This is a genomic window from Symbiopectobacterium sp. (assembly GCF_051710365.1).
Classification (GTDB): Bacteria; Pseudomonadota; Gammaproteobacteria; order Enterobacterales; family Enterobacteriaceae; genus Symbiopectobacterium.
On record NZ_JBPETA010000037.1, the window covers coordinates 1 to 24,375 of the forward strand.

The following is a 24,375-nucleotide window of genomic DNA, read 5'->3' on the forward strand; positions in this document are numbered from 1 at the left end:
GCCTTGTTATAGGAGGGCCAGTTAGTGATTTTAAAATTTTGTTTTGCCATGGAGACCTGATTTTGAAACAACTATGGTGATCTGTTCCGATGATTACCCAAACTTTCTATTTATTCAACAAAGCCTTACGGATGGTAACGTGGGGAGTACTCATGCTGATTGGTCTGCAAAAAGCAGTAATAAATTCAGAACTTCAGAATACCGTCAAGTCCCGAAAAAAGAAAAATCAGGTTACCGTGGTATTAATTTATAGACGATCGGTCAATAATTAATTTGGTGAATTTTACGGCTGCGTTCCCCCGATGGGCGAACGATACGGAGACGAGGTTTACATGTTCAATGCAATCGTGATCGACAAGGTTGAAGGCAATTATCATGCAGCACTGGTGGCACAAGAGGAAAGTGCATTGCCGGAAGGGGACGTTACTGTCGCCATCGACTACTCCTCCATCAATTACAAGGATGCGCTGGCTATTACGGGGAGCGGTCCTATCGTACGTAAATTCCCGATGGTGCCCGGTATCGATTTTGCTGGCACGGTAATAGAAAGCGTTAACCCAGCGTACAAAGCCGGTGACAAGGTGCTGTTGACCGGATGGGGCGTTAGGGAAAAACACTGGGGTGGTTTGGCGGGTAAGGCACGGGTGAGCGCTGAGTGGCTGGCTCCGTTGCCACAGGGTTCAGACGCCAGACATGTGATGGCGATTGGTACGGCAGGGTTTACCGCGATGCTCTGCGTCGAGGCCGTGTTAAACCACGGAGTGAAACCGGAGGACGGTCCGGTGCTGGTAACCGGTGCCAGCGATGGCGTAGGCAGCTGTGCGGCCCTTATTTTGGCGCAGTTGGGGTATCAGGTGGTGGCTTCCACGGGGCGCCCCGGCAGAGGCTGATTGGTTGCGCAATAACGTCGGGGTGAGTGAGGTTATCGATCGTGCCGAGCTGAGTGCGCCGGGTAAACCGCTGCAAAAAGAGCGCTGGGTGGCGGCGGTGGATACCGTGGGCAGCCATACGCTGGCTAACGTGTGTGCCAGCCTTCAGTACGGCGGCATCGTTGCTGCCTGTGGTATGGCGCAAGGGTTGGATCTCCCGGCAAGCGTTGCACCGTTTATCCTGCGTAACGTGACCTTTCAAGGTATCGACAGCGTAATGGTCAGCACGGAAAAACGTCCGGCGCTCTGGGAAAAAGCCTGCAAATACCTGCCAATGGCAAAACTGGCTGCGTTAACAACGGAGTACCCGTTGACGCAGACCATTGATGTTGCCGGAGCCTTATTGGCGGGCAAAGTGCGAGGCCGTGCCGTGATCAAGTGCTGATAGCCTGATGTGACTGGCCCGCTTGATTATCGAGGTGGGCCAGATACCTTTGTTTACGCCCTGCTGGGGTTACTGTTTTGGTAGCGGTGGTGAAGGTAATGACATACCCTGTTCGCTACTCGCTCCTCTGCCTTGCTCCGCAGCATAGCTGTCGAGATTAAACTGTCGGATAGCACTAAGTCGTTGTTCTATTTTCTTCATATCTAATGCAGCCCTGAAGGCTTTTATCTTTTTCAACCTGTACTCTATTTCCCTGTTTTTATCTTGCTCAGTGAGCGGTGACGATGCAGGCGGCTGTATTGCTTCATATTGGTGAAATTGCAGCGACCACCCTCCCGACATCAATATTTTGCGACCGGGTTTTTTGCCGTTATCTGCACCCACAATGACAACATCAAACGATTCCACAGTGCGCTCTCCTGCCAATGGCGATATAAAAAGTTAGCATTTTCCCCGATAACCTACGGGCGGCTGATTGTAGTGTCAGGCGCGAAGGGATGCCAGCGTAACAAAATGTATATTTATACAAGAATATGTATTTTTTGATTTTATTGAGATAAATCCGACCAATAGCCGAATTGGTCATCTTTTCGTCAAAAAAAGTCATATTTTCCTTTTCCCGTTTAGGCTTGTCGCAGATAATGCGCCGCGTTCATGACCACAAATGGCCTAACGCTTATGCTACATTTATTTACCGGGGTTGATTTTCATACCGGTCTGATGCTGATTTTGGCACTGGTATTTGTTCTGTTCTATGAAGCCATAAACGGCTTTCACGATACGGCGAATGCTGTTGCCACCGTGATATATACGCGCGCGATGCGGGCGGAATATGCGGTTGTCATGGCCGGACTGTTTAACTTTTTCGGCGTGATGCTAGGCGGGTTGAGCGTGGCTTATGCCATCGTGCATTTGCTGCCTACTGATTTGCTGCTTAACGTCAGTTCCGCGCACTGCCTGGCCATGGTGTTCTCCATGCTGCTGGCGGCGATTATCTGGAACCTGGGCACCTGGTACTTTGGTTTGCCAGCCTCCAGTTCCCACACCTTGATTGGTTCTATCATCGGGATTGATTTGACCAACGCCCTGCTCACCGACACTTCCGTCGTGGATGCGCTCAATGTTCCCAAAATGATCAGTATCTTCCTGTCGCTGATCCTATCTCCCATTGTGGGGATGGTGGTCGCGGGTCTGATGCTGTTCGTGCTGCTGCGTTTCTGGAACAACAATAAGAAACGCAAACGCGTTCACTTGACGCCAGCCGATCGTGAAAAGCTGGATGGCAAACACAAGCCGCCGTTCTGGACGCGTACAGCGCTGATCATTTCCGCTATCGGTGTTAGCTTCTCCCACGGCGCGAACGACGGCCAGAAAGGTATCGGCCTGATCATGCTGGTACTGATTGGCGTTGCGCCTGCCGGCTTTGTCGTCAACATGAGCGCTTCCGGCTATGAAATCAGCCGCACGCGTGATGCGGTCGTCAATTTGCAGGAGTTCTATCAACAGCATGGCGATGCGCTCAAACACGTCATCGACCTCTCTACGCCTGTGCCGGCGACAGAAACTGTGCTGCCTGCTAACGGTGTTAAAGAGTCCCACTGCGACAGTTCGCGCGTAATGATCGCCATCGAACGTTCACTGGGTCTGCTGAATAACCTGAAGAGTTATGACCAGTTGAATGCCGAGGATCGCGGTCGCGTGCGTCGCTTGCTGATGTGCATCGCGGATACCATGGACAAGGTAGCGAAGCTGCCGGAAACCACGTCTGAAGATCGCCGCTACCTGAACAATCTGCGTCAGGATATGTTGAAAACCGTCGCATATGCGCCGTTATGGATTATCGTTGCTGTCGCATTGGCGCTCTCACTGGGTACCATGGTGGGCTGGCGTCGTGTCGCGGTAACTATCGGCGAGAAGATCGGTAAACGTGGCATGACCTATGCGCAAGGGGTGTCTGCACAGGTGACGGCGGCGCTGTCAATTGGTGTGGCGAGCTATACCGGTATGCCGGTGTCCACCACCCATGTTCTTTCCTCTGCGGTTGCGGGCACCATGATCGTTGATGGTGGCGGCGTACAGGGCAAAACGGTTAAGAACATCCTGCTGGCATGGGTGTTTACGCTGCCGGTTTCTCTGGTGATGTCCGGCGTGCATGTGGACATGCTGATCGTTCCGTTGCGTGATGACGAAGAGTAACACCCTCGTTCTCTTCCTCTCCCCGGTTAAGGCCGGGGAGCCTTTTTAGCCGGTGCATTTTTTTGCAAAATGACCGATTTTTTAGTCGATCGCATTTTTTACATCCCCTCTGTTAACCGCTTTTTTGTGCACTGAATTGCACTTTCTTTTGTTATATAACAGAAACTTATGACCAGTTTTTATTATTTTTTATGTGAAGATAAGTGCCTATCTCATTGGTTTTTAAGCATATAAAACGTTAAAAAACGCTTGCTTGAATATCCATCAGCAGTGCTATAGTCGAAGCGGCACAACATCATTCAACCTCGATCCCACAGGCTTTTAACGTGCATAACTTTCACCGTTTTCACGCGGCCAGGCACCTTGCTGCGCGTGAAAGGGTGCGAGATAAAAAAAGCACAGTCCACCGGACGCTTTTTCTTTTTTGCAGGAGTTGGTAATGGCTCAATTAGTCTCTCTGGAAAGTTTTCTCAATCAGGTTCAGCAGCGCGACCCGCATCAGCCGGAGTTTTCTCAGGCGGTCAGGGAAGTTTTCTCTACCCTGTGGCCGTTTCTGGAACAGAACCCGCGCTATGCAGAGCAAAGCCTGCTGGAACGTCTGGTCGAGCCAGAGCGTGTTATCCAGTTTCGCGTTGCCTGGACGGATGACAAAGGTCAGGTGCAGGTCAACCGCGCCTGGCGCGTGCAGTTCAGTTCCGCCATTGGTCCGTATAAAGGCGGGATGCGTTTCCACCCTTCGGTGAACCTCTCCATTCTCAAATTCCTCGGTTTCGAGCAAACCTTTAAAAACTCGCTGACCACGCTGCCAATGGGCGGCGGTAAAGGCGGTTCCGATTTCGATCCCAAGGGTAAAAGCCATGGTGAAGTGATGCGCTTCTGTCAGGCGCTGATCGCGGAACTGTATCGCCATCTGGGGCCGGATACTGACGTACCTGCCGGAGACATCGGCGTGGGCGGTCGTGAAGTGGGCTTTATGACCGGGATGATGAAAAAGCTGACCAACAACACCGCGTGTGTGTTTACCGGTAAAGGACTCTCTTTTGGCGGCAGTCTGATTCGCCCGGAAGCGACAGGGTATGGGCTGGTCTACTTCACGCAGGCGATGCTGGAGCGTCACGGCCTTGGGTTTGAGGGCATGCGTGTTGCAGTCTCCGGGTCCGGTAACGTGGCGCAGTATGCCATTGAAAAAGCGTTGTCTCTGGGCGCTCGTGTGATTACCGCTTCGGATTCCAACGGTACGGTCGTGGATGAAGCGGGCTTTACGCCGGAGAAACTGGCGCTGCTGGCGGATATCAAAAACCAACGTTATGGCCGTGTGGAAGATTACGCGCGCGAAGCCGGTCTCACGTACCTGCCAGGCCAAACGCCGTGGAACGTGCCGGTGGACATCGCACTGCCGTGCGCCACGCAGAATGAGCTGGACCTGACCAGTGCCAAGACGCTGATTGCTAATGGCGTGAAAGCCGTGGCGGAAGGGGCTAACATGCCGACCACGATCGAAGCGACGGATGCCTTCCTGGAAGCCAATGTGCTGTTTGCGCCGGGCAAAGCGGCAAACGCCGGTGGTGTCGCAACCTCTGGGCTGGAAATGGCACAGAATGCGGCGCGTATGGGCTGGGAAGCGGAGAAAGTGGATGCGCGTCTGCACCACATCATGCTGGATATCCACCATGCGTGCGTGGATTTTGGCGGCGAAGGCCAGCACACCAACTACGTGCGCGGCGCGAACATCGCGGGCTTTGTGAAAGTGGCAGATGCGATGCTGGCACAAGGCGTAGTGTGACGATATCGCCTCGTGAGGATATCCCCGTTTAGATTTGAGCGGGGATTTTTCTGTCCGCTCTGTGAAGGTTTCGTGCGCGTTAACCAACATGGATTTCTGCAACCGTTGCAGCACGCGCCCGACACGAGGCGCTCAATCGCCGCCGCCTCGTGACTCCAGGCTTTTCGCGAGAAATCACGTCGCTACGCGGTGCCTTCGGCGTTCGTGCCCGCGGTTCGGGCCGCCAGCGACGCGCTCCCGGCGCGGCGCTAGCTTTCGCGGCGTCCATGCCGCTCACCCGGCGGTCACGCCACCTCAGCGTGATTCTTTACGCGAATTAACATCAAAGAATAAAACCCAGAGTAACTTTCAATCTGTCGGTGCATCAGCCTAGATATTCAATGATTGATAGTCCGCCGTTATAATCCATGCTGTAAATAATGCCCTGTGCATCCACAAACACATCACAGGACTGAATTACGCGTGGGCGGCCCGGACGGGTATCCATCATTTTCTCTGGCGCGGCAGGCACCAGCGCGCCGGTTTCCACGGGGCGATACGGGTTGCTGATATCGTAAGCGCGTACGCCAGCGTTTTGGTAGGTGGCGAAAATCAGCGTTGAGCTGATAAAGCTACCCGGCCAGTTCTCGTGCAGGTTATGCGGCCCGAAGTGCGCGCCTTTGCCCACGTAATCCACTTCATCCGGCTGCGGAAAGGTGGAAATGCTGACCGGGTTGCTTGGTTCGCGAATATCGAACAGCCAGATCAGCTTCTCGCCATCTTCCTGATTGTCCAGTACCGCCTCATCCAGTACCACCAGCAGATCGCGATCCGGCAACGGCAGCGCGGTGTGGGTACCGCCGCCGAACGGTGGGCTCCAGTTGCGGTGGCTGATCAACTGCGGATGATGGCGATCGCTCACGTCCAGCAGCGTCAGGCCACCGTCACGCCAACTGGCGTAAGCGGTATCGCCGCTGATAATCGCGTGGTGCAGCGCATAGCGTTTTCCTTCCGGCCAGTTGAGCGTTTCGCCTGCGGCACTGTGCATGCCCGGCAACCACCAGCGCCCCGCCACTTCGGGCTTACGCGGATCGGCAAGATCGATGGTCAGGAAGATATAATCACTAAAACCGTCCAACAGGGCGGAGACGTAGGCCCAACGCCCGCCGACGTACCAAATACGGTGAATACCAATGCCGTTCAGCGGCAGAAAGCTGATTTCACGCGGCTTGTCCGGCGTTGCGATATCAAACACGCGCAGTCCGGCGCTCCAGCCTCTGTCTTGCACGTCACTCACCGTATCGGCAACGGAGCGTGTGTAATAGACCTTCTCATCGGCAAAGCGGGTGTCAGCAAACAGATCGCGTGCGTTAATCACCAGCAGCAGATCGTCATGTGCCTGCAAATGCACATTCCAGGTGCCAGGCGGGGCGGACACGTAACCCGCCGCCCTGGGGTTTTTCGCATCGCGCACATCGACGATGGAGAACCCCTGCGACTTCCTGCTGCACCGCATGGATGCCGAGCTGCTTGGCCTGACGCGGTGAGCGAATCTCAACGGGCTTTCCATCAATGGCAACGGTTCCCTGATAGTGCTCATGCGCACCGGAAAGTGCCGCCATCAGCGTGGATTTGCCTGCGCCATTGGCACCGGTCAGCGCGTGGATAGAGCCGCCTTCCAGGGTGAAATCGACCTGCGTCAGCGCAGCGAAGCCGGAAAAGGCAATGGAAATCCCACGCATTTCCAGTTTGTGTGGCGTTGGCCGATGTGTGTACGTCATGGCGGTCATCCCAGGAAAAAAATCATCTGATCGGCCAGATCTTTCACGGGGTGATAACGCCTGGCAATGAACGAAAACGCATAAGATAAAGCAAAATTTTATTGGCCGTCCAGATGTCCATACGTAACATGAAGATAATTCATAAAACAGACGCTTACAGAGCAACATGAAAAAAATGCATCATGATGCCCTCAATATTTATAGCCATCCAGAAGTCTATTTATGATAAGGTAGTGATTATTCACCGATGACAGTCAACACACGACAGGATGTAGCATCATGACCAGCACGGCAATTCGCGTGGTAACCGGCCCCGCCAACTATTACTCCTACCCCGGCGCGTTGCAGGAGCTGGAAAGCCTTTATACCCCGGCACAGTTGGAAAGCGCGGTCTGGATTTATGGTGAACGAGCGATTGCGGCGGCCACTTCGTTTTTGCCCGCGGCGTTCAACGTAGCCGGTGCGAAGCACATTGCTTTTGGCGGCCATTGCAGCGAAAGCGCGGTGGTGCAACTCTGTGCACAAGCGGGTGACGATCGTCAGGTGGTGATTGGTGTCGGCGGCGGTGCGCTGTTGGACACGGCTAAAGTGGTGGCGCGTCGCCTCGGTGTACCGCTGGTGGCTATCCCTACCATCGCTGCCACCTGTGCCGCCTGGACGCCGCTTTCCGTTTGGTATAACGATGAAGGCCAGGCGCTGCGTTTTGAAGTTTTCAACGATGCCAACCATCTGGTGCTGGTGGAGCCAACTATCATTCTGCGCGCGCCGCAGGAATATTTGCTGGCAGGGATCGGTGATACGCTGGCGAAATGGTATGAGGCGGTGGTGTTGAGTCCACAACCGGAAAATCTGCCGCTGACGGTGCGTTTGGGGATTGAAACGGCGCTCTCTATTCGTAATGTACTGCTCAACAGCAGCGAACAGGCGTTGGCCGATCAACGGCGTGGCGAACTGACGCAGGCTTTCCTTGATGTGGTCGATGCGATTATCGCTGGTGGTGGTATGGTCGGCGGCTTGGGTGAACGCTACACCCGTGTGGCTGCGGCGCATTCGGTGCATAACGGGTTGGCCACCTTACCGCAAACCGAGCGTTTCCTGCACGGCACCAAAGTGGCTTATGGCATTCTGGTGCAGAGCGAACTGCTCGGACAGCGCGACGTTACCGAGCAGCTGATTGCGGCGTTTGCGCGTTTCAACTTGCCCACCAGCCTGAAGGCGCTGGACGTGGATATCCATCATCACGCCGATGTGGAGAAGGTCATTGCGCGCACGCTGGCACCGTTCGAATCGATCCATGCGCTGCCTGTGCCGCTGAATGCAGAAAGCCTGCGTGCTGCCATCGAGCGGGTTGAGGCGTTATCGGTGTAGTCTGTTGATGATGGCAAAGCACACATTCATGCGCGCTTTGCCAATTTTACGGCTTATTGGTGAGTGCATACTGCAACCAGAGCGTAGCAACGCGTGGTGTCGTTAATTCTGATTTTGCGGTTAAGCAATGGAAATCACTACAGGTTATCTGGTTTATTGATACACAATGAGGAAAATCCTCGAATTATCAGAGAACCAGAATGACGCTTTATCAGATAAAGCCAGCCTTTCAGGCATGTTTACGCCCCCTGATGTTTTGGTTGCACAAACACCACGTTACAGCCAACCACGTCACGATCTCTGCCGTTGTACTCTCAATTCTCACGGGTGCTGCACTCAGTATATTTCCTGATCCTGCCTTGTTCGCCCTGCTACCGGTTGTGTTATTTGTGCGGATGGCACTCAACGCATTGGATGGCATGTTGGCACGCGAGTGTCATCAACAATCGAAGCTTGGTGCCATCCTGAATGAAACCGGTGATGTTATCTCTGATATCGCACTGTATTTGCCGTTTATGCTGCTGCCTAACAGTCATGCGCTGCTGGTTCTGGTGATGCTGCTCTGTGCGCTGATGACGGAATTTTGTGGCGTGTTAGCACAATCCATCAATGGGGTACGCAGCTATGCTGGCCCGTTGGGCAAAAGCGACAGGGCGCTGGTCTTTGGTGCCTGGGGCTGGCGATCTGGCCGCAACTTACCACGTGGAATAACGCTGTGTGGGGCATTGCAACCCTGTTGCTGATGTGGACGGTGGTTAACCGCTGTCGGAGTGTGTTAGGCGAAGAACAGGTAAATTGATGCTGTTGGGCAACCTCTCGGTAATGACAAGGACATTATTCTCATGAGCAATCTACGGACGCCGGACGAGCGGTTTTTTTTGACCAGTGATAGTACAGAGCTGTTTTATCGCCACTGGCCTGCAATCTCAGGGGGCACGCCGCACAAAGTGATCGTGCTGTTTCATCGCGGGCATGAGCATTCCGGGCGTCTACAACACATTGTTGATGAACTGGCGATGCCGGATACCGCATTTTATGCTTGGGATGCCCGTGGTCACGGACGTTCTCCCGGTCAGCGGGGCTATAGCCCTTCGTTGTCTCGTTCAGTGCAGGATGTTGATGAATTCGTCCGTTTCGCCGCTGATGATAGCCAGGTTTCAATGGAGGATGTGGTGGTAGTGGCGCAAAGTGTCGGTGCAGTGCTGGTTGCCACCTGGGCGCATGATTACGCACCGCCCATTCGCGGCCTGGTGCTCGCATCGCCTGCATTCAAGGTTAAATTGTATGTACCGTTTGCGCGCCCCGGTCTGGCGTTGATGCATCGCCTACGTGGCCTCTTTTTCGTTAACTCCTATGTTAAAGGCAAATACCTGACACACGATTCGCAACGTGTGGCGAGTTTTAACCAGGATCCGCTGATTACCCGCCCCATTGCGGTGAATATTTTGCTGGATCTCTACAAAACGGCGGAACGCATCGTCAGCGATGCCAGCGCCATTGCCTTGCCTGTGCAACTGCTGGTTTCCGGGGCCGATTACGTGGTACATCGACAACCGCAGATTGATTTTTATCAGCGTTTGCGTAATCCCATTAAAGAACTGCATGTATTGCCGGGCTTTTATCACGACACGTTGGGCGAAAAAGAGCGGCACCTGGCTTTTGATAAGATGCGTGGCTTTATCGATACTCTCTATGCCTTGCCACCACAGCGTGTGGACTACAGTAATGAAGATCGCTGGAGTCTCGGCGCTGATAGCTGGCGAGTGTTACGCGGCGGGGCGGAACCTTACTCGCTGGACGATATCGCGTACCGTGGGCTGCGTTATGGTATGAAGATGCTGGGCACGCAGTCCACGGGGGTCCGTTTGGGCTTTGAAACCGGTTTTGATTCCGGAAGTACGCTGGACTATGTCTACCGTAACCAGCCTCAGGGAAGCAGCGCGTTGGGGCGTCTTATCGACAAACAGTATCTCAATAGCGTGGGCTGGCGAGGGATCCGACAGCGCAAAATCCACCTCCAGATGTTGATTCAGCAGGCTGTTACGAAACTGATTGAAAAGGGAAAAACGGTCCGAGTGGTCGATGTTGCCGCAGGACACGGGCGCTATGTTCTTGATGCGCTGGAAGGCGATGCTGCGGTGAGCGAGATTTTGCTGCGTGACTACAGCGAACTGAACGTGAAGCAGGGACAAGCCATGATCGCCGCTCGCGGTATGGGCGGGCGTGCGAGATTCGAACGTGGTGACGCCTTTAACCGCGAAGAGCTGGCATCGTTGGAACCTCGTCCCACTCTGGGTGTTGTCTCTGGTTTGTACGAGTTGTTCCCTGAAAACGCACTGGTACGCAACTCCCTTGCCGGGCTGGCAGAGGCGATTGAGCCTGGTGGCATTCTGATTTATACCGGGCAGCCTTGGCACCCACAGCTTAAAACTATCGCGTGGTCACTGACCAGTCATAAAGATGGCAAAGCGTGGGTGATGCGTGTCCGCACACAGGGTGAAATGGATGCGCTGGTGCGGGAGGCGGGTTTCGATAAATGCGCCCAGTTGATTGATGAATGGGGAATTTTCACTGTTTCCATGGCGGTGCGCCGCGCATCATGATGAGTCAGCGTTCACTCTACTTGCAGGGTTTAGGGTGGCTGACTCTGCTCGCGCCATTCTTCTTTTTAACCTATGGTCAGGTCAATCAGTTTACGGCCGGACGAGAAAATATCGGTAGCCTGGTGTTTGACTGGGAGCGGCACATTCCTTTATATACCGCTGACCATCGTCCCCTATTGGAGCCTGGATCTGCTCTATGGCTTGTCCTTGTTTGCCTGCACATCATTAAAAATGCAACGACGGCTGGTCTGTCGGCTCGTGTTGGCATCAATCACTGCCTGCATCGGCTTTTTGTTGTTTCCCTTGCAGTTTACTTTTAGCCGGCCGGAGATCACCGGTCTGGCAGGGTGGCTATTCGGTCAGCTTGAGCAGTTCGACTTACCGTACAACTAGTCTCCATTGTTACATATTATTCTGTGCTGGTTGCTGTGGCGGCATTTTAATCGTCGCCTGACGGGTATTTGGCAGAAGTTGAATGCGTTCTGGTTTTTGCTGATTGCCATTTCGGTGCTCACCACCTGGCAGCATCATTTTATTGATGTGCTGACAGGCCTGGCGCTTGGTATGGTCATCGACTGGCTTATTCCCGATGAGGGCAGATGGCGCTGGCAACGCGCCAACGCTAAGCGCCAACAACTTGCCGGGCGCTATTTTTGCGGTGCGCTAGTTTGCCTGGCGGGAACCTTTCTGACGCTCTGGCTGTGGTGGCCGACGCTGGCACTGCTGATTGTGGCGCTGTCCTATGGGTTTCTTGGCGTTGATGCATTGCAAAAAGACCACGAAGGGCAGCTCACCCCTGCGGCCTGGTGGTTGCTGTTGCCCTGGCGGGTAGGAATGCTGTTTTCTATGCGATGGTATACCCGACGTCTGCCGGCGATGAATCCCGTTTCCGATGGCGTATTTTTAGGGGCGTATCCACGTAGGCCTCCTGCACAGCGCGCAGTACTGGATCTCACCAGTGAGTTCCCCCGCTCCCGGGCACATCAGGGCGGAGGATATCGGTGTGTGCCGATGTTGGATCTGGTTAATCCCGATGAGACGTCGCTTCATGTGGCCGTGAAGGCACTAGAGCAATTGCGTTTAACGCACGGCAGCGTGCTGGTCCACTGTGCATTGGGGCTCTCACGCAGTGCGCTGGTGGTTACGGCGTGGCTATTACAGCGTTATCCTGAGTTGTCCGTCGCCTGCGCGGTGATGCGTGTACGTAAGGCGCGTCCGCAGGTGGTGGTGTTTACCCCCGAACATATAGAGATGTTGGAAAGATGGAAGAAACAAGTAACAGCATAACAAACAGGCGCGATCTGCAATCTCGCTTCGTGGTAAAAACGCTGAACAGCTGGCGTTTCTTTTTGCTCTTGTCTGTTCCGCCGCTGGTGTGGGCCATCTTTACCACACCACCCGGTGTAATCTGTTTCGTCATCGTATTCCTGACGGGTATTGTGTGGTTGGGTTGTTGGCGACTCTGGCTGGACGTGCAGTATTTTACGTTAATCAACCAAGAGAATGATGCACAGGTTGGCGCGATACTTTTCTTTATCTGGCAGCGTGAAAGGCTACAGGCGCTCTCGTTGGTAGAACGTCAGCAGGGTGTTTTATGGATAATCTGGCTTATCGCGCTGCTGTTACATTAAGTTGCCTGTCTATGCGCTACAGCGGCAAATAAAAATCAAAGCGGTGGCTTTTGGTGGTCAGCATCGATTGGGCGGCAATGCCCGCCAGCGGTGGGGCGTAGTCGGGGCGTTTTACCACCACACGCTTTTTCGCCAACGCCCGCGCGGGAGCCAGCAGTGCATCCGCATCGTCGTCCGCTCCCACCAGTGATTGAAACACCCGCATCTCTTTCTTTACCAGCGCACTTTTTTGCCGATGAGGAAACATGGGATCGAGATAGACCACATCCGGTGGCGGTGTGATATCGCTCAGGGCTGTGTGGCTTGAGGCGTGAATCAGCGTCAATCTTTCGCGCAGCCACGCGCCTATCTCGGCATCTTCATAGCCACGTCGTAAACCATCGTCGAGCAGCGCGGCAACTACCGGGTTACGTTCCAGCATGCGTACACGACAGCCTAACGAGGCCAGCACAAAGGCATCACGGCCTAATCCGGCGGTGGCATCCACGACGTCCGGCAGATAATCCTTTTTGATGCCGACCGCTTTAGCAACCGCTTCGCCGCGCCCGCCGCCAAAGCGACGGCGGTGGGCCATTGCGCCAGAGACGAAATCGACATAAATAGCGCCGAGCTTCTCTTCATCCTGCTTACGCAACTCCAGACGTTCTGGCGTCAGCACCAGCGCCAGCGTCGCGCTGGGATCGTCCTGCAATCCCCAGCGTGTCGCTAATGCATCAAGGGCGCCTCTATCGGCGCCCCCTTCTGCCAGCAGGCTGATGTTCACCCTTTAATACCATAGTGGTGCAGCATGGCATCAAGCTGTGGTTCACGGCCACGGAAGCGCTTGAACAGATCCATCGGCGCTTCGGAACCACCGCGCGACAGGATATTATCCAGGAAAGACTGGCCGGTGGTGCGGTTGAAAATGCCTTCTTCTTCAAAGCGAGAGTAGGCGTCCGCTGCCAGAACATCCGCCCACAGGTAGCTGTCGTAGCCTGCGGCATAGCCGCCTGCGAAGATATGGCTGAAGGCGTGCGGGAAACGATTCCAGCTTGGGCTGGGCACGACGGCGACCTTGGCTTTGACATCGGCCAGTGTCGGCAGAATTTGTGCCCCTTTTGCCGGATCGTATTCCGCATGCAGACGGAAATCGAACAGGCAGAACTCAAGTTGGCGCAGGATAAACAACGCAGCCTGATAGTTTTTGGCTGCCAACATCTTGTCCAGCATGGCTTGTGGCAACGGTTCGCCGGTTTCGTAGTGACCGGAGATAAACGCCAACGCTTCCGGCTCCCAGCACCAGTTTTCCATAAACTGGCTCGGCAGTTCGACGGCATCCCATGGCACACCGCTAATGCCAGCCACCCCTGCGGTATCGATCTGCGTCAGCATATGATGCAGGCCGTGACCAAATTCATGGAACAACGTAGTGACTTCATCGTGGGTGAACAGCGCGGGTTTGCCATTGACCGGACGGTTGAAGTTACATACCAGATAGGCCACCGGTTTTTGCAGTTCACCGCTGCTCTTGCGCAGGCGTCCCGCGCAGTCATCCATCCAGGCACCGCCACGCTTGTGTTCGCGCGCATAGAGATCGAGATAGAAGCTGCCGCGCAGTTCACCGCTTTCATCAAACAGGTCAAAGAAACGTACTTCGGGGTGCCACACGTCTACGTCGTGGCGCTCTTTGGCCGTAATGCCATAAATGCGTTTCACCACTTCAAACAGCCCTTCAACTACGCGCTGTTCTGGGAAATAAGGGCGCAGTTGCTCATCGCTGATGGTGTAGAGGTGCTGCTTTTGCAATTCGCTGTAGTAAGTAATGTCCCACGGTTGCAGTTCGCCAGCGCCATGATGCGCTTTGGCGAAGGCGCGAAGTTGTGCCAGTTCCGCTTCCCCTTGTGGGCGGGCACGCGTTGCCAGATCGTTGAGGAAATCCAGCACCTGCTGTGGGTTTTCTGCCATTTTGGTGGCAAGGGATTTATCGGCGAAGCTGCCAAAGCCCAACAGTTGCGCCAGTTCATGGCGCAGCGCCAGCTCCTCGGCCATCACTTCGCTGTTGTCCCATTTACCCGCGTTCGGCCCCTGATCGGAGGCGCGGGTTGCATAGGCGCGATACATCTCTTCACGCAGCGCCTGATTGGCGCAGTAGGTCATGACCGGCAGGTAGCTGGGGATATCCAGAGTCAGCAGCCAACCTTCCAGCCCTTTCGCCTCGGCTTGTGCAGCGGCCACAGCCAGCGCGCTTTCCGGCATCCCTTCAAGCTGCGCAACGTTAGTGATGTGCTTATTCCAACCCATGGTGGCGTCGAGCACGTTGTTGCTGTACTGCGCGCCCAGTTCAGACAGACGCGCGGCAATTTCGCCATAGCGTTTCTGTTTTTCCGGCGGCAAACCGATACCGGACAGTTCGAAGTCGCGCAGCGCATTATCCACCGCTTTTTTCTCCGCGACGCTCAATGTGGCGTAGTGGGCCCCTTCTTTCAGGTCGCGATACGCCTGATACAACCCGGTGTGTTGTCCAACCCAGGTGCTGTATTCAGAGAGCAGCGGCAAGCATTGCTCATAGGCCGCGCGCAGCTCAGGGCTATTTTTCACGGCATTGAGGTGGCCGATCGGAGAAAACAGACGGCCCAGACGATCGTCGCTCTCTGCCAGCGGTTGACACAGATTTTCCCAGGTGAACGGTGCACCCTGCGCGACCACGCGCTCAACCGCACTGCGGCAGTCTGCCAGAGCAGACTGAACGGCGGGGACGATGTCATCAATGTTAATGGCGGAAAACGGGGGCAGGGTAAACGGGGTCAATAATGGATTCGTCATATCACGGTCCCATCGTTATGTGTCAGCCAGCGACAAGGGCAGTCGCGCGATCGGCGGTGCTGGCAAAAAAAGCGAATTATTGATTAACATGAGGCCAGAAAGGGCAAAAATCAATGAACGGGGGAGAATTCCCTGAGCATGTCGAAACTGCGCATACCGTGCACGTTAGCGCGCGTGAGTGACTGCGCAGAGGGTTCACTGCGGCGTTGCGGGCAGTGTGAAGTGAGTGGTGCTGTGTTTAAGGTCGTGTACGTACCGCTTCGTTGCTCCCCGGCGTATCATAACCGGCATAAAAATAAACCACGGTTTGTGGATTGCCGTATTCGCTAAAAAACTCGGCGATACGGTCACGCTCCAGCCCATAGCGCCGTGAAAGCAGGCCCGCCTCAAACGCGGCTTTTTGCCCGATCGCCCACCGCTTCCGCCAGGTTATACGCGTAACCACAGATATAACCGCGTCGATATTCGAGACCGTGGTGCTGAATTTCGCTCAGGGGTTGTGGCGTTTGGGCTTTAAGCTCGTCCATAACGCCATCGCCAAAGGGGTTTGCCATGATGTTCTCCACTCACTATCGCTATATAATTAATAATATAACGGTCGAGCGGCCCTTTCGGCAAGGGGATTGCAAGAGGATTGCGTTATGGTTTTCCGGTGATATTTTCTGCGGCAGAACGTTTATACTGTGCGAGACATGATCTTGCCTTCGGGCACCCAGTTTATTTCACCGGAACAAAAACCGTTATGTTGAGTTATCGCCACAGTTTTCACGCCGGCAACCATGCCGACGTACTGAAGCACACCGTTCAGAGCCTGATCATTACTGCGCTCAAAGAAAAAGAGAAACCGTTTCTGTATCTGGATACCCATGCAGGGGCCGGGCGTTATCAGCTCAGCGGTGAACATGCGGAACGCACCGGGGAGTACCTGGAAGGGATTGCCAAACTGTGGCAGCGGGATGATATTCCCGAAGCGCTGACCCCTTACTTGAATGCGGTTAAAGCCTACAACAGTAATGGCACGCTACGTTTCTACCCCGGTTCGCCGCTGATTGCCCGCCAACTGCTGCGCGAGCAGGACAGTATTCACCTGACGGAATTGCACCCTAGCGACTTCCCGTTGCTGCGCGGTGAGTTTCAACGTGATTCGCGAGCCAAAGTGGTGCGTGAAGACGGCTATCAGCAGTTGAAATCTCAGTTGCCGCCCGCCTCTCGCCGTGGATTTATCCTGATAGATCCCCCCTATGAGTTGAAAACCGACTATCAGGCGGTGGTCAAAGGGATTCAGGAAGGTTACAAACGTTTTGCCACCGGCGTGTACGCGCTGTGGTATCCGGTGGTATTACGTCAGCAAATCAAGCGCATGCTCAAAGAGCTGGAAGCCACCGGTATCCGTAATATTCTGCAAATTGAACTGGCAATGCTGCCTGACAGCGATCGTTATGGCATGACGGCGTCAGGCATGATCGTGATCAACCCGCCGTGGAAACTGCACGCGCAAATGCAGGCGCTGCTGCCGTGGCTGCACGGCGTGCTTGCGCCTAATGGCACTGGGCATACGCTGATTGAGCAGGTGGTGCCGGAATAACCTGACAGGTTTTGCCTGTTGCACCCATCGGCAAAACCGACGTTAACGGTTTTGCCGCAGACCGAGTTCAGGGGTTACACTGCGTTTTATTCTCTTCACTTAACCATGGATCTTCTCATGACAAAGCATTATGACTATCTCGCCATCGGTGGCGGCAGTGGCGGTATTGCGTCCATTAACCGTGCGGCAATGTATGGGCAAAAATGTGCGTTGATTGAAGCAAAGTATCTGGGCGGCACCTGCGTTAATGTCGGCTGCGTACCGAAAAAGGTCATGTGGCACGCGGCGCAGATTGCCGAAGCGATCCACCAGTATGGGCCGGACTATGGTTTTGATACCACCGTTAACGCCTTCAACTGGGATGTCCTAGTGAAGAACCGCAGTGCCTATATCGATCGCATTCATCAGTCCTACAACAATGTGCTGGGCAAAAACCAGGTAGACGTTATCCACGGCTTTGCCCGTTTTGTCGATGCGCACACCGTTGAAGTGAATGGTGAAACCATCACTGCCGACCATATTGTGATCGCGACGGGCGGCCGGCCGACGCGTCCTTCGATTCCCGGTGCTGAGTACGGCATCGATTCCGACGGTTTTTTTGCGCTTGACGGGTTGCCAAAACGTACGGCAATTGTCGGTGCGGGCTATATCGCCGTTGAGATCGCTGGCGTTGTGAATGCGCTCGGTTCCAAAACCCATCTGTTTGTGCGCAAGCACGCGCCGTTGCGCAGCTTCGATCCGCTGATTTTTAGTACGCTGGTGGAAGTGATGGAGGCAGAAGGGCCGATGCTACATACCGAATCCACACCGCAGGCGGTGGAGAAAAACGCTGATGGCAGCCTGACCCTGCATCTGACCAACGGTGAATCCTATACCGTGGATTGCCTGATTTGGGCGATTGGCCGTGAACCGGCAACCGATAACCTGAATATTGAAGCGGCGGGTGTCATCAAAGATGAGCGCGGTTTTATCAAGGTAGATAAATACCAGAACACCAACGTGCCGGGCGTTTATGCGGTGGGTGACAACACCGGCGCTATCGAACTGACGCCGGTGGCTGTTGCGGCGGGGCGCCGCCTCTCAGAACGGCTGTTTAACAACAAGCCGGAAGAGCATCTGGATTACACCAATATTCCGACCGTGGTGTTCAGCCATCCGCCGATTGGTACCGTCGGGTTGACTGAACCGCAAGCGCGGGAAAAATTCGGTGATGACCAGGTTAAGGTCTACACCTCTTCCTTCACCGCGATGTACACCGCAGTAACCCAGCACCGCCAACCGTGCCGCATGAAGCTGGTGTGTGTTGGGCCGGAAGAGAAAATCGTTGGCATACATGGCATCGGCTTTGGCATGGATGAAATGCTGCAAGGCTTTGCCGTAGCGGTGAAAATGGGCGCGACCAAACGCGACTTCGACAATACCGTGGCGATTCATCCGACCGCATCGGAAGAGTTTGTGACGATGCGCTAAAGTCGCTGCCTGACGACCTTTTCAATGCCTTAAAAGAAGCTCAATCCTGAGCTTCTTTTTTTATTGGCAGCACTCTACGGTTTACTGCTTCGACGCTTCAGCCCGATAAGCGAGCAGAAATACTGTGATGGCGCGAGAGACCGCGTCTTCAATGCGTTTGGCGTCAGGCGCGGTGTCGACGCCCAATGCTGCGACAAGAAACAACTCCGCTTCAATCAGCCCTTTCAAATGCATCGCGCATACCCAACTGTCTGAGTGACGCAGAATGCCTTCGTCGCTTTTTTTACTCAGGTAATGGCTTAACCGTTTCCAGCCCTTTTGTGGCCCTTCGGCATAAAACAAGCGGCCAATGTCGCTACGTTCTGATTCACTAATCGCCATGCGCCAGATTGCCATCAGGCCGCTGCTCAGCACTGAGGAGAGGTAATTGCGGCCAAATTGGTTAAGCGTCGTTTCGATATCTTTCTTTGGGTCTAGTGATTCGAACGCTTCCGCGATGTCGGTTTTGGCTGACGATGCCATGACAGCAGAGAAGATGTCTTCTTTGGAACTGAAATAGTTATAGAGCGTTGATTTGGAGCCCCCGACGCGACTGGCGATCTCCGACATCGACGTGTTGTTGAATCCCTGCTCTATAAATGCGCGCGTCGCGATATCCAGTAATGGTTTGACGCTTGGTTTCACTTTTAACTCGCATACGCTTCTCTTTCCGTCCAATGGGTAATCTTCTCTTGACTATCGTTTTATGTCAAGTTATAAAAAAACCGTACTGTACGGTATTAAAAATGATGTATCTTGAAAATCAATAAGTTAATAAATCGCAGCCTGTTACCTCCTGATTTGCGGTTTTCAATGCTTGCCGTGGTGCTCATCCTGGCGGGCTGTTCAACCGCCCCAGACAACACACTGAGCCAAATAAAACGCGCCGATGAGTTTGCCTCTTCACAGTCGCTGACCACCGAAAAAGAGGGCCGCTGGCCAGATGCGCAGTGGTGGCTACGCTACCACGACAGGCAGTTGGACAGCCTGATGGAAGCGGCGCTGGCTTCTGCGCCAACCTTGGCTCTGCGACTGCTAATCTGAGTTTTAATCTCGATTTTTGGGGCAAAAACCGTGCTGAAGTCGCCGCTGCAACGTCAGATTATGCGGCGGCGGGTGCGGAAATGCAGTCGGCAAAATTACTGCTCCAAGCCGCTTTGGTGCAGTCCTATGCGGAGCTGGCACGTTTGTACCTCAACCGTGACACGACGCAGAATGCGTTGGAGATCCGTAGCAAAACCGTTGAATTGATGACAGAGCGCAATCTCAATGGGCTTGAAACTGACGGCGTGGTCAAACAGGTGCAGGCGCTGAAAGCGAGCGCTGAGGCCGAATTGATTGCCTCCGATGAGGCCATCCAGCTACAGAAAAATGCCATTGCCGCATTGTTGGGCGACGGGCCAGACCGGGGGCTTTCTATTCAGCGTCCGGCGATCCATCTGGATGAATCCTTTAATTTGCCTGCTAAAACTGGCATCAACATTCTGGGCCACCGTCCGGACATTAGCGCCGCGCGTTGGCGTGTTGAAGCCGCGGCAAAACGCATTCATGTCGCCAAAACCGCGTACTACCCTGATGTCAGCATTACCGGTTTTATTGGCTATCAGTCGTTCGGCCTGAATAATCTGACGCGTTCTGGCAACGATGCCGGAAGCATTGGGCCTGCGCTGTATCTGCCTATTTTCACCGGTGGCCGTTTATCCGGGCAATTAACCTCCGCTGAGGCCAACTACGAAGAGTCTGTTGCGACTTACAACAACACGCTGACGCTGGCATTGCACGATCTGGCCAATGTGGTTACCCGCGCCAATGCTCTGAAAGCCCGCCTGTCAAAAAGCGAAAATGCATTCGAAAACGCCAAAGCGGCGTATCTCATTGCAGATAAACGCTATCGCGGTGGCCTGGCGACCTATCTCGATGTCCTGACAACAGAGGACGCCATGCTGGATACCCAACCCAGCGCGTATTAGTGAATTTGCAATCACAGGCGTTCTCACTCGATGTTTCATTAATCCACGCGTTAGGCGGCGGGTTTGATGCTTCTTAATCCTATCTCGACTTGCAGGAAGTTTTTCTATGTCACAGCGAAATAATGACTCTGCCACGCCTGCGGCGGACACACATTTTCATGCATCGCGCGCGGCGTCATCGCGTAAAAAAGGGTTTATGGGATTGGCTGCTGTGGTGGTTATCGCCGCGGGCGGCTACGGCGTGTGGTATGCGATGGTGGGTTCGTGCTATGTCACCACCGATAACGCCTACAGTGCGGCGGAAGTGGCGGAAGTGACGCCTTCGGTAACCGGTATTGTGCAGGCGGTGAATGTGGTGGATACGCAGTGGGTGAAGCAGGGAGACGTGCTGGTACAACTGGATGACACTGATGCTCGCTTGGCACTGGCGCAGGCAGAGGCGATGCTGGGGCAATCGCGGCGGCGCGTGAGCAGCTACAAGGCGACCGACGAGGGATTGGCCGCGCAAGTCAAGGCGAGGGAAGCGGATGAAACGCAGGCGCAAGCGCGTCTGGTGGCGTCACAGGCCGACTTCACCAAAGAGCAGGTGGATTTAACGCGGCGCGAGGCGCTGGCAAAGTCCGGCGCGGTATCCGGTGAGGAATTAACTAACGCACGTAATGCGATGGCCCAGGCTGAATCTAACCTCAATGTCGCCAAAGCGGCGGCGGCGCAGTCGGTGGCTAATCGCTTATCGACCATCGGTGCGAAAAAAGCCAATGCGGCGTTGACCATTGATGCCACGGTGGAAACCAACCCAGAGGTGATGCTGGCGAAAGCAAAGGTGGAGCAGGCACAAGTGGATTTGGCCCGCACCATTATCAAAGCACCCGTCGATGGGGTTATTGCCAGACGCCAGGTACAGATTGGTAAACGGGTACAGAACGGCGAGCGTTTGATGACGGTGGTGCCGTTGCACGACGTGCATATCGACGCCAATTTTAAAGAGGTTGAACTGCGTCACGTGAAAATTGGTCAACCCGTTGAAGTTACGGCTGATATTTATGGCGATAAGGTGGTGTATCACGGTGTGGTGAGCGGTGTCTCTGGCGGCACGGGCTCAGCGTTCTCCATGATCCCAGCGCAAAATGCGACGGGCAACTGGATCAAAGTGGTTCAACGTCTGCCGCTGCGTATTACGCTGGACAAGCAGGAACTGGCGAAACACCCGCTACAGGTTGGCTTGTCGATGATTGCTACCATTGATACCCATAACACCTTGGATCTGGCGGCATCGGGCCATGAAGGTCTGACAACGGCTCGTCAGGATTAAGGCGCAAAACAATGAGCCACAACACTACGCAGAATACCTTTCCGCAGCCGTTAACGGGCGCTGCGCTCGTCATCGGAACCCTGTGTCTGGCGATGGCCAATTTTTTGGCCATTCTCGATACCACCATCGCCAACGTCTCTGTGTCGAATATTGCCGGGAGTCTGGGGACGTCAACCAGCCAGGGAACTTACGTCATCACATCCTACGCGGTGGCGGAGGCTATTTCTGTTCCTCTGACCGGTTGGCTGGCTTCTCGTTTTGGTGCCCTGCGGGTTTTCGTGATTTGTCTGCTGATGTTTGGCGTATTTTCAAAGCTGTGTGGGATGGCGACCAGTATGAATATGCTGGTGCTGTTTCGCGTCTTTCTGGGTTTTTCCGGCGGGCCGCTGATGCCGTTGTCTCAGACGTTGATGATGCGTATTTTCCCGAAAGATAAAAGTCACGTTGCCATCGGCATTTGGAGTATGACCACTCTGGTTGCCCCGATTATGGGACCGATTCTCGGTGGCGTTATCTGCGATCAGTTTAGCTGGCACTACATCTTTATCTGTAAGACGCCCTTTGCTATTGCGGCGGGTTTCATGTGTTGGAAGATGCTGCAACGGTATGAAACGCAGACGGCAAAATCGCGTATTGACGTCGTGGGGTTGGTGTTGCTGGTGGTTTGGGTGTCCGCCTTGCAGATTATGCTCAATGAAGGCAAGGATCATGACTGGTTCGCTTCAACGCGCATTGTCATTCTGGCGATTATTGCGTTGATCGGCTTTATCTCCTTCCTGATTTGGGAACTGACCGAGCGTAATCCCGTGGTGGACCTCAGAGTGTTTCGTCATCGCGGTTTTACGACCAGTATGGTGACGCTCTCACTGGCGTTTGGCGCGTTCTTTGGCATTACCGTGCTGACCCCCTTGTGGCTGCAAATCTACATGGGCTATACCGCGACGATTGCCGGTTACTCAACGGCAACGATGGGCGTACTGGCGGTATTTCTGGCACCGCTGATTGCCACGCTGGCGACGAAAATCGATCCGCGTCCTCTGGTGTTCGCGGGGGTGCTGTGGCTCGGCCTGTGGACGCTGTTTCGCAGCCAGGCAGACATGAGCATGACATTTTCCCAGATAAGTCTGCCCATGTTGTTCCAGGGCATCGGTATGCCACTGTTTTTTGTTCCCTTGACCGGAATTGCGCTTGGGTGCGTGCTTGAGCGAGAGATGGATTCTGCCGCAGGGTTGATGAATTTTATTCGTACTTTGTCAGGGGCTTTCGCTACCTCTATGGTCAACACGTCATGGGAGAACCAAACCCGCTATGTGCATGCGGAACTGGCCGGTCTGACGGACAGGGAAGCGGTAGCCACCCACAATATGCTGAATGATGGCATGAGCATGGACACTGTTCTCGGTTCGATAGAGTGGATGCTACAAGGGCAAAGCGTCATGGTTGCCACTAACCATATCCTTATGGTGATTGCCGCTATTTTTGCTGTCGCTGCACTGGTGATTTGGTTTGCACCGAAACCGAATAGAGTGAGTATCTCGTCCGTACATTGATAATAATGTTGATGTTTTATCCATTTCGCTGACAATTTCCTTCCCAGGTTGTCAGCGTTTTTTTATGACAGCGCCTTCAGGAAGAAGACGCTGTCGGCATCGCTATTGCGTTTGTTCTGATGTGAATCAGGCGACATCCCTCTCGCTCAACGCCAGTTCCACTTCCTGCGCCAGAATCGCAATGCCCTGTTCGATCTTCTCGGGTTCAGGCACATAGTTCATGCGTAAACACTGGTGAGCATGGGGCCAGTCTTCTGCCAATGCCAAACTGGGGAAGAAGTAGTGGCAGGGTACCATCAATACGCCGCGTTTTTTCAACCGTTGGTAGAGCGTTTCCGTTAAGATCGGCAGATCCTTGAACCACAGCCACAGAAAAATCGCCCCCTCCGGTTTATGGATCAAGCAACGTTCTGGTGATAGGTAGCGGCGGATCGTGGCGATGGTTTCCGCAACGCGCTGTTGATAAAACGGACGCACAACGTCGTTGGATAAACGCAGCAAATCGCCGCGCACAATCATTTCGTTCGCGATCGCAGGGCCGATAGAGCCCGGTGACAGGCTGACAATGCCGTTCATGTTGCTGATGGCAGAGATAACCTGTTCATTGCCAACGATGATGCCGCAACGCGACCCTGGCAGTCCGAGTTTGGACAGGCTCATGCCAAAGAATGGTGTTGGCATTCCACAGTGGCGTGGCGTCGCTGAAGATGATCCCGGGGAAAAGTACGCCATAGGCGTTATCGATCACCAACGGAATGCCGTGCTGCTGAGCCAGTTGGTCGAGATGAACCAGTTCTTCATCGGTTAACACATTGCCGGTAGGGTTGGTCGGGCGTGATACACAAATTATCCCGATATCATCACCAATGGGGCTTTGTTGAATAAATCAGAACTTGTAACGACTGTGCCCCATCGGGTCGATTGTTACGTGATGCGAATACTGTTCGGCATTCCTAATAGCGTGATCCGGTTAAGCGCTTTGACCATCGCCA

17 protein-coding genes and 6 pseudogenes are annotated in these 24,375 nt (G+C 54.2%); 14 read left to right on the top strand and 9 right to left on the bottom strand.

Going from position 1 to position 24,375, the window contains the following annotated elements; translation table 11 throughout:
- Positions 1-332: 332 nt before the first annotated feature.
- Positions 333-1,314, top strand: a pseudogene (gene acuI / locus ACTBDZ_RS05595) (acrylyl-CoA reductase (NADPH)).
- Between the two features lie 69 nt (positions 1,315-1,383).
- On the opposite strand, the gene ACTBDZ_RS05600 reads toward acuI, so the two are convergent.
- Positions 1,384-1,722 carry a hypothetical protein gene (locus ACTBDZ_RS05600; RefSeq protein ID WP_438814586.1) on the bottom strand — a complete coding sequence of 113 codons (339 nt, stop codon included), beginning with the start codon at positions 1,720-1,722 and terminating at the stop codon, positions 1,384-1,386.
- 270 nt (positions 1,723-1,992) lie between these two features.
- Here ACTBDZ_RS05600 and pitA point away from each other — a divergent pair, with 270 nt between their 5' ends.
- The gene (pitA, locus tag ACTBDZ_RS05605; RefSeq protein ID WP_438814585.1) at positions 1,993-3,510 is read left to right on the top strand and encodes an inorganic phosphate transporter PitA; all 1,518 of its coding nucleotides are present in this window, start codon (positions 1,993-1,995) and stop codon (positions 3,508-3,510) included.
- A gap of 439 nt (positions 3,511-3,949) precedes the next feature.
- Positions 3,950-5,293 (top strand): NADP-specific glutamate dehydrogenase, encoded by a 1,344-nt coding sequence (gene gdhA, locus ACTBDZ_RS05610; RefSeq protein ID WP_438814570.1) that lies wholly within the window; start codon positions 3,950-3,952, stop codon positions 5,291-5,293.
- Positions 5,294-5,657: 364 nt separating this feature from the next.
- On the opposite strand, the pseudogene ACTBDZ_RS05615 reads toward gdhA, so the two are convergent.
- A pseudogene (locus ACTBDZ_RS05615) lies at positions 5,658-6,770 on the bottom strand (LVIVD repeat-containing protein); the annotation flags it as partial.
- Positions 6,769-7,053, bottom strand: a pseudogene (locus ACTBDZ_RS05620) (ATP-binding cassette domain-containing protein); the annotation flags it as partial. The pseudogenes ACTBDZ_RS05620 and ACTBDZ_RS05615, both read right to left, overlap by 2 nt.
- A 279-nt stretch (positions 7,054-7,332) precedes the next feature.
- Between ACTBDZ_RS05620 and ACTBDZ_RS05625 the strand changes: the two are divergent.
- From ACTBDZ_RS05625 to ACTBDZ_RS05645, 5 genes and pseudogenes are all read left to right on the top strand, one after another.
- On the top strand, positions 7,333-8,421 hold the full coding sequence (locus tag ACTBDZ_RS05625) for an oxidoreductase (protein WP_438814571.1): 1,089 nt from the start codon (positions 7,333-7,335) through the stop codon (positions 8,419-8,421).
- A 200-nt stretch (positions 8,422-8,621) separates the two neighbouring features.
- Positions 8,622-9,220: pseudogene (locus ACTBDZ_RS05630) on the top strand (CDP-alcohol phosphatidyltransferase family protein).
- A 43-nt stretch (positions 9,221-9,263) separates the two neighbouring features.
- The gene (locus tag ACTBDZ_RS05635; RefSeq protein WP_438814572.1) at positions 9,264-11,024 is read left to right on the top strand and encodes a bifunctional alpha/beta hydrolase/class I SAM-dependent methyltransferase; all 1,761 of its coding nucleotides are present in this window, start codon (positions 9,264-9,266) and stop codon (positions 11,022-11,024) included.
- Positions 11,021-12,311, top strand: a pseudogene (locus ACTBDZ_RS05640) (phosphatase PAP2/dual specificity phosphatase family protein). Before ACTBDZ_RS05635 ends, ACTBDZ_RS05640 begins: the two are co-directional and overlap by 4 nt.
- Entirely contained in the window at positions 12,287-12,655 is a 369-nt protein-coding gene (locus ACTBDZ_RS05645; protein WP_438814573.1) for a hypothetical protein, read from the top strand. The pseudogene ACTBDZ_RS05640 and the gene ACTBDZ_RS05645 overlap by 25 nt, the downstream one beginning before the upstream one ends.
- Before the next feature lie 16 nt (positions 12,656-12,671).
- On the opposite strand, the gene rsmJ is transcribed toward ACTBDZ_RS05645, so the two are convergent.
- The 4 genes from rsmJ to ACTBDZ_RS05665 all read right to left on the bottom strand — a co-directional run bounded on the left by rsmJ (position 12,672) and on the right by ACTBDZ_RS05665 (position 16,011).
- On the bottom strand, positions 12,672-13,418 hold the full coding sequence (rsmJ, locus tag ACTBDZ_RS05650; protein ID WP_438814574.1) for a 16S rRNA (guanine(1516)-N(2))-methyltransferase RsmJ: 747 nt from the start codon (positions 13,416-13,418) through the stop codon (positions 12,672-12,674).
- Positions 13,415-15,457, bottom strand: coding sequence for an oligopeptidase A (gene prlC, locus ACTBDZ_RS05655; RefSeq protein ID WP_438814575.1), 2,043 nt, complete (start codon positions 15,455-15,457; stop codon positions 13,415-13,417). The genes rsmJ and prlC overlap by 4 nt, the downstream gene beginning before the upstream one ends.
- A 238-nt stretch (positions 15,458-15,695) precedes the next feature.
- Positions 15,696-15,902, bottom strand: a complete 207-nt coding sequence (locus ACTBDZ_RS05660; RefSeq protein WP_438814576.1) for a DUF2623 family protein — start codon at positions 15,900-15,902, stop codon at positions 15,696-15,698.
- Complete coding sequence (locus ACTBDZ_RS05665) at positions 15,844-16,011, bottom strand: DUF2623 family protein (RefSeq protein ID WP_438814577.1); 168 nt, start codon at positions 16,009-16,011, stop codon at positions 15,844-15,846. The genes ACTBDZ_RS05660 and ACTBDZ_RS05665 overlap by 59 nt, the downstream gene beginning before the upstream one ends.
- Before the next feature lie 188 nt (positions 16,012-16,199).
- On the opposite strand from ACTBDZ_RS05665, the gene ACTBDZ_RS05670 reads away from it, so the two are divergent.
- Both ACTBDZ_RS05670 and gorA read left to right on the top strand, forming a co-directional pair.
- A complete protein-coding gene (locus ACTBDZ_RS05670) occupies positions 16,200-17,042 on the top strand; it encodes a 23S rRNA (adenine(2030)-N(6))-methyltransferase RlmJ (protein ID WP_438814578.1) in 843 nt (280 codons plus the stop codon).
- A 117-nt stretch (positions 17,043-17,159) separates the two neighbouring features.
- Positions 17,160-18,512: a glutathione-disulfide reductase gene (gorA, locus tag ACTBDZ_RS05675; protein ID WP_438814579.1), complete on the top strand. Its 1,353-nt coding sequence runs from the start codon at positions 17,160-17,162 to the stop codon at positions 18,510-18,512.
- An 81-nt stretch (positions 18,513-18,593) separates the two neighbouring features.
- Here gorA and ACTBDZ_RS05680 read toward each other — a convergent pair whose 3' ends face one another.
- Entirely contained in the window at positions 18,594-19,196 is a 603-nt protein-coding gene (locus tag ACTBDZ_RS05680) for a TetR/AcrR family transcriptional regulator (protein ID WP_438814580.1), read from the bottom strand.
- Positions 19,197-19,307: 111 nt separating this feature from the next.
- On the opposite strand from ACTBDZ_RS05680, the gene ACTBDZ_RS05685 reads away from it, so the two are divergent.
- The 4 genes from ACTBDZ_RS05685 to ACTBDZ_RS05700 all read left to right on the top strand — a co-directional run bounded on the left by ACTBDZ_RS05685 (position 19,308) and on the right by ACTBDZ_RS05700 (position 23,383).
- The gene (locus ACTBDZ_RS05685; protein ID WP_438814581.1) at positions 19,308-19,595 is read left to right on the top strand and encodes a hypothetical protein; all 288 of its coding nucleotides are present in this window, start codon (positions 19,308-19,310) and stop codon (positions 19,593-19,595) included.
- Positions 19,505-20,521: an efflux transporter outer membrane subunit gene (locus ACTBDZ_RS05690; protein ID WP_438814582.1), complete on the top strand. Its 1,017-nt coding sequence runs from the start codon at positions 19,505-19,507 to the stop codon at positions 20,519-20,521. The genes ACTBDZ_RS05685 and ACTBDZ_RS05690 overlap by 91 nt, the downstream gene beginning before the upstream one ends.
- Positions 20,522-20,627: 106 nt before the next feature.
- Positions 20,628-21,833, top strand: coding sequence for an HlyD family secretion protein (locus ACTBDZ_RS05695; RefSeq protein WP_438814583.1), 1,206 nt, complete (start codon positions 20,628-20,630; stop codon positions 21,831-21,833).
- An 11-nt stretch (positions 21,834-21,844) separates the two neighbouring features.
- Complete coding sequence (locus tag ACTBDZ_RS05700; RefSeq protein ID WP_438814584.1) at positions 21,845-23,383, top strand: DHA2 family efflux MFS transporter permease subunit; 1,539 nt, start codon at positions 21,845-21,847, stop codon at positions 23,381-23,383.
- A gap of 126 nt (positions 23,384-23,509) precedes the next feature.
- On the opposite strand, the pseudogene ACTBDZ_RS05705 reads toward ACTBDZ_RS05700, so the two are convergent.
- A pseudogene (locus tag ACTBDZ_RS05705) lies at positions 23,510-24,251 on the bottom strand (aminotransferase class I/II-fold pyridoxal phosphate-dependent enzyme); the annotation flags it as partial.
- Positions 24,252-24,375: the final 124 nt, after the last annotated feature.

Coding starts and splice junctions, on each gene's coding strand:
- pitA (WP_438814585.1), top strand. CDS start 1,993: ATGCTACATTTATTTACCGGGGTTGATTTTCATACCGGTCTGATGCTG.
- gdhA (WP_438814570.1), top strand. CDS start 3,950: ATGGCTCAATTAGTCTCTCTGGAAAGTTTTCTCAATCAGGTTCAGCAG.
- ACTBDZ_RS05625 (WP_438814571.1), top strand. CDS start 7,333: ATGACCAGCACGGCAATTCGCGTGGTAACCGGCCCCGCCAACTATTAC.
- ACTBDZ_RS05635 (WP_438814572.1), top strand. CDS start 9,264: ATGAGCAATCTACGGACGCCGGACGAGCGGTTTTTTTTGACCAGTGAT.
- ACTBDZ_RS05645 (WP_438814573.1), top strand. CDS start 12,287: ATGGAAGAAACAAGTAACAGCATAACAAACAGGCGCGATCTGCAATCT.
- prlC (WP_438814575.1), bottom strand. CDS start 15,457: ATGACGAATCCATTATTGACCCCGTTTACCCTGCCCCCGTTTTCCGCC.
- ACTBDZ_RS05665 (WP_438814577.1), bottom strand. CDS start 16,011: ATGGCAAACCCCTTTGGCGATGGCGTTATGGACGAGCTTAAAGCCCAA.
- ACTBDZ_RS05670 (WP_438814578.1), top strand. CDS start 16,200: ATGTTGAGTTATCGCCACAGTTTTCACGCCGGCAACCATGCCGACGTA.
- gorA (WP_438814579.1), top strand. CDS start 17,160: ATGACAAAGCATTATGACTATCTCGCCATCGGTGGCGGCAGTGGCGGT.
- ACTBDZ_RS05695 (WP_438814583.1), top strand. CDS start 20,628: ATGTCACAGCGAAATAATGACTCTGCCACGCCTGCGGCGGACACACAT.
- ACTBDZ_RS05700 (WP_438814584.1), top strand. CDS start 21,845: ATGAGCCACAACACTACGCAGAATACCTTTCCGCAGCCGTTAACGGGC.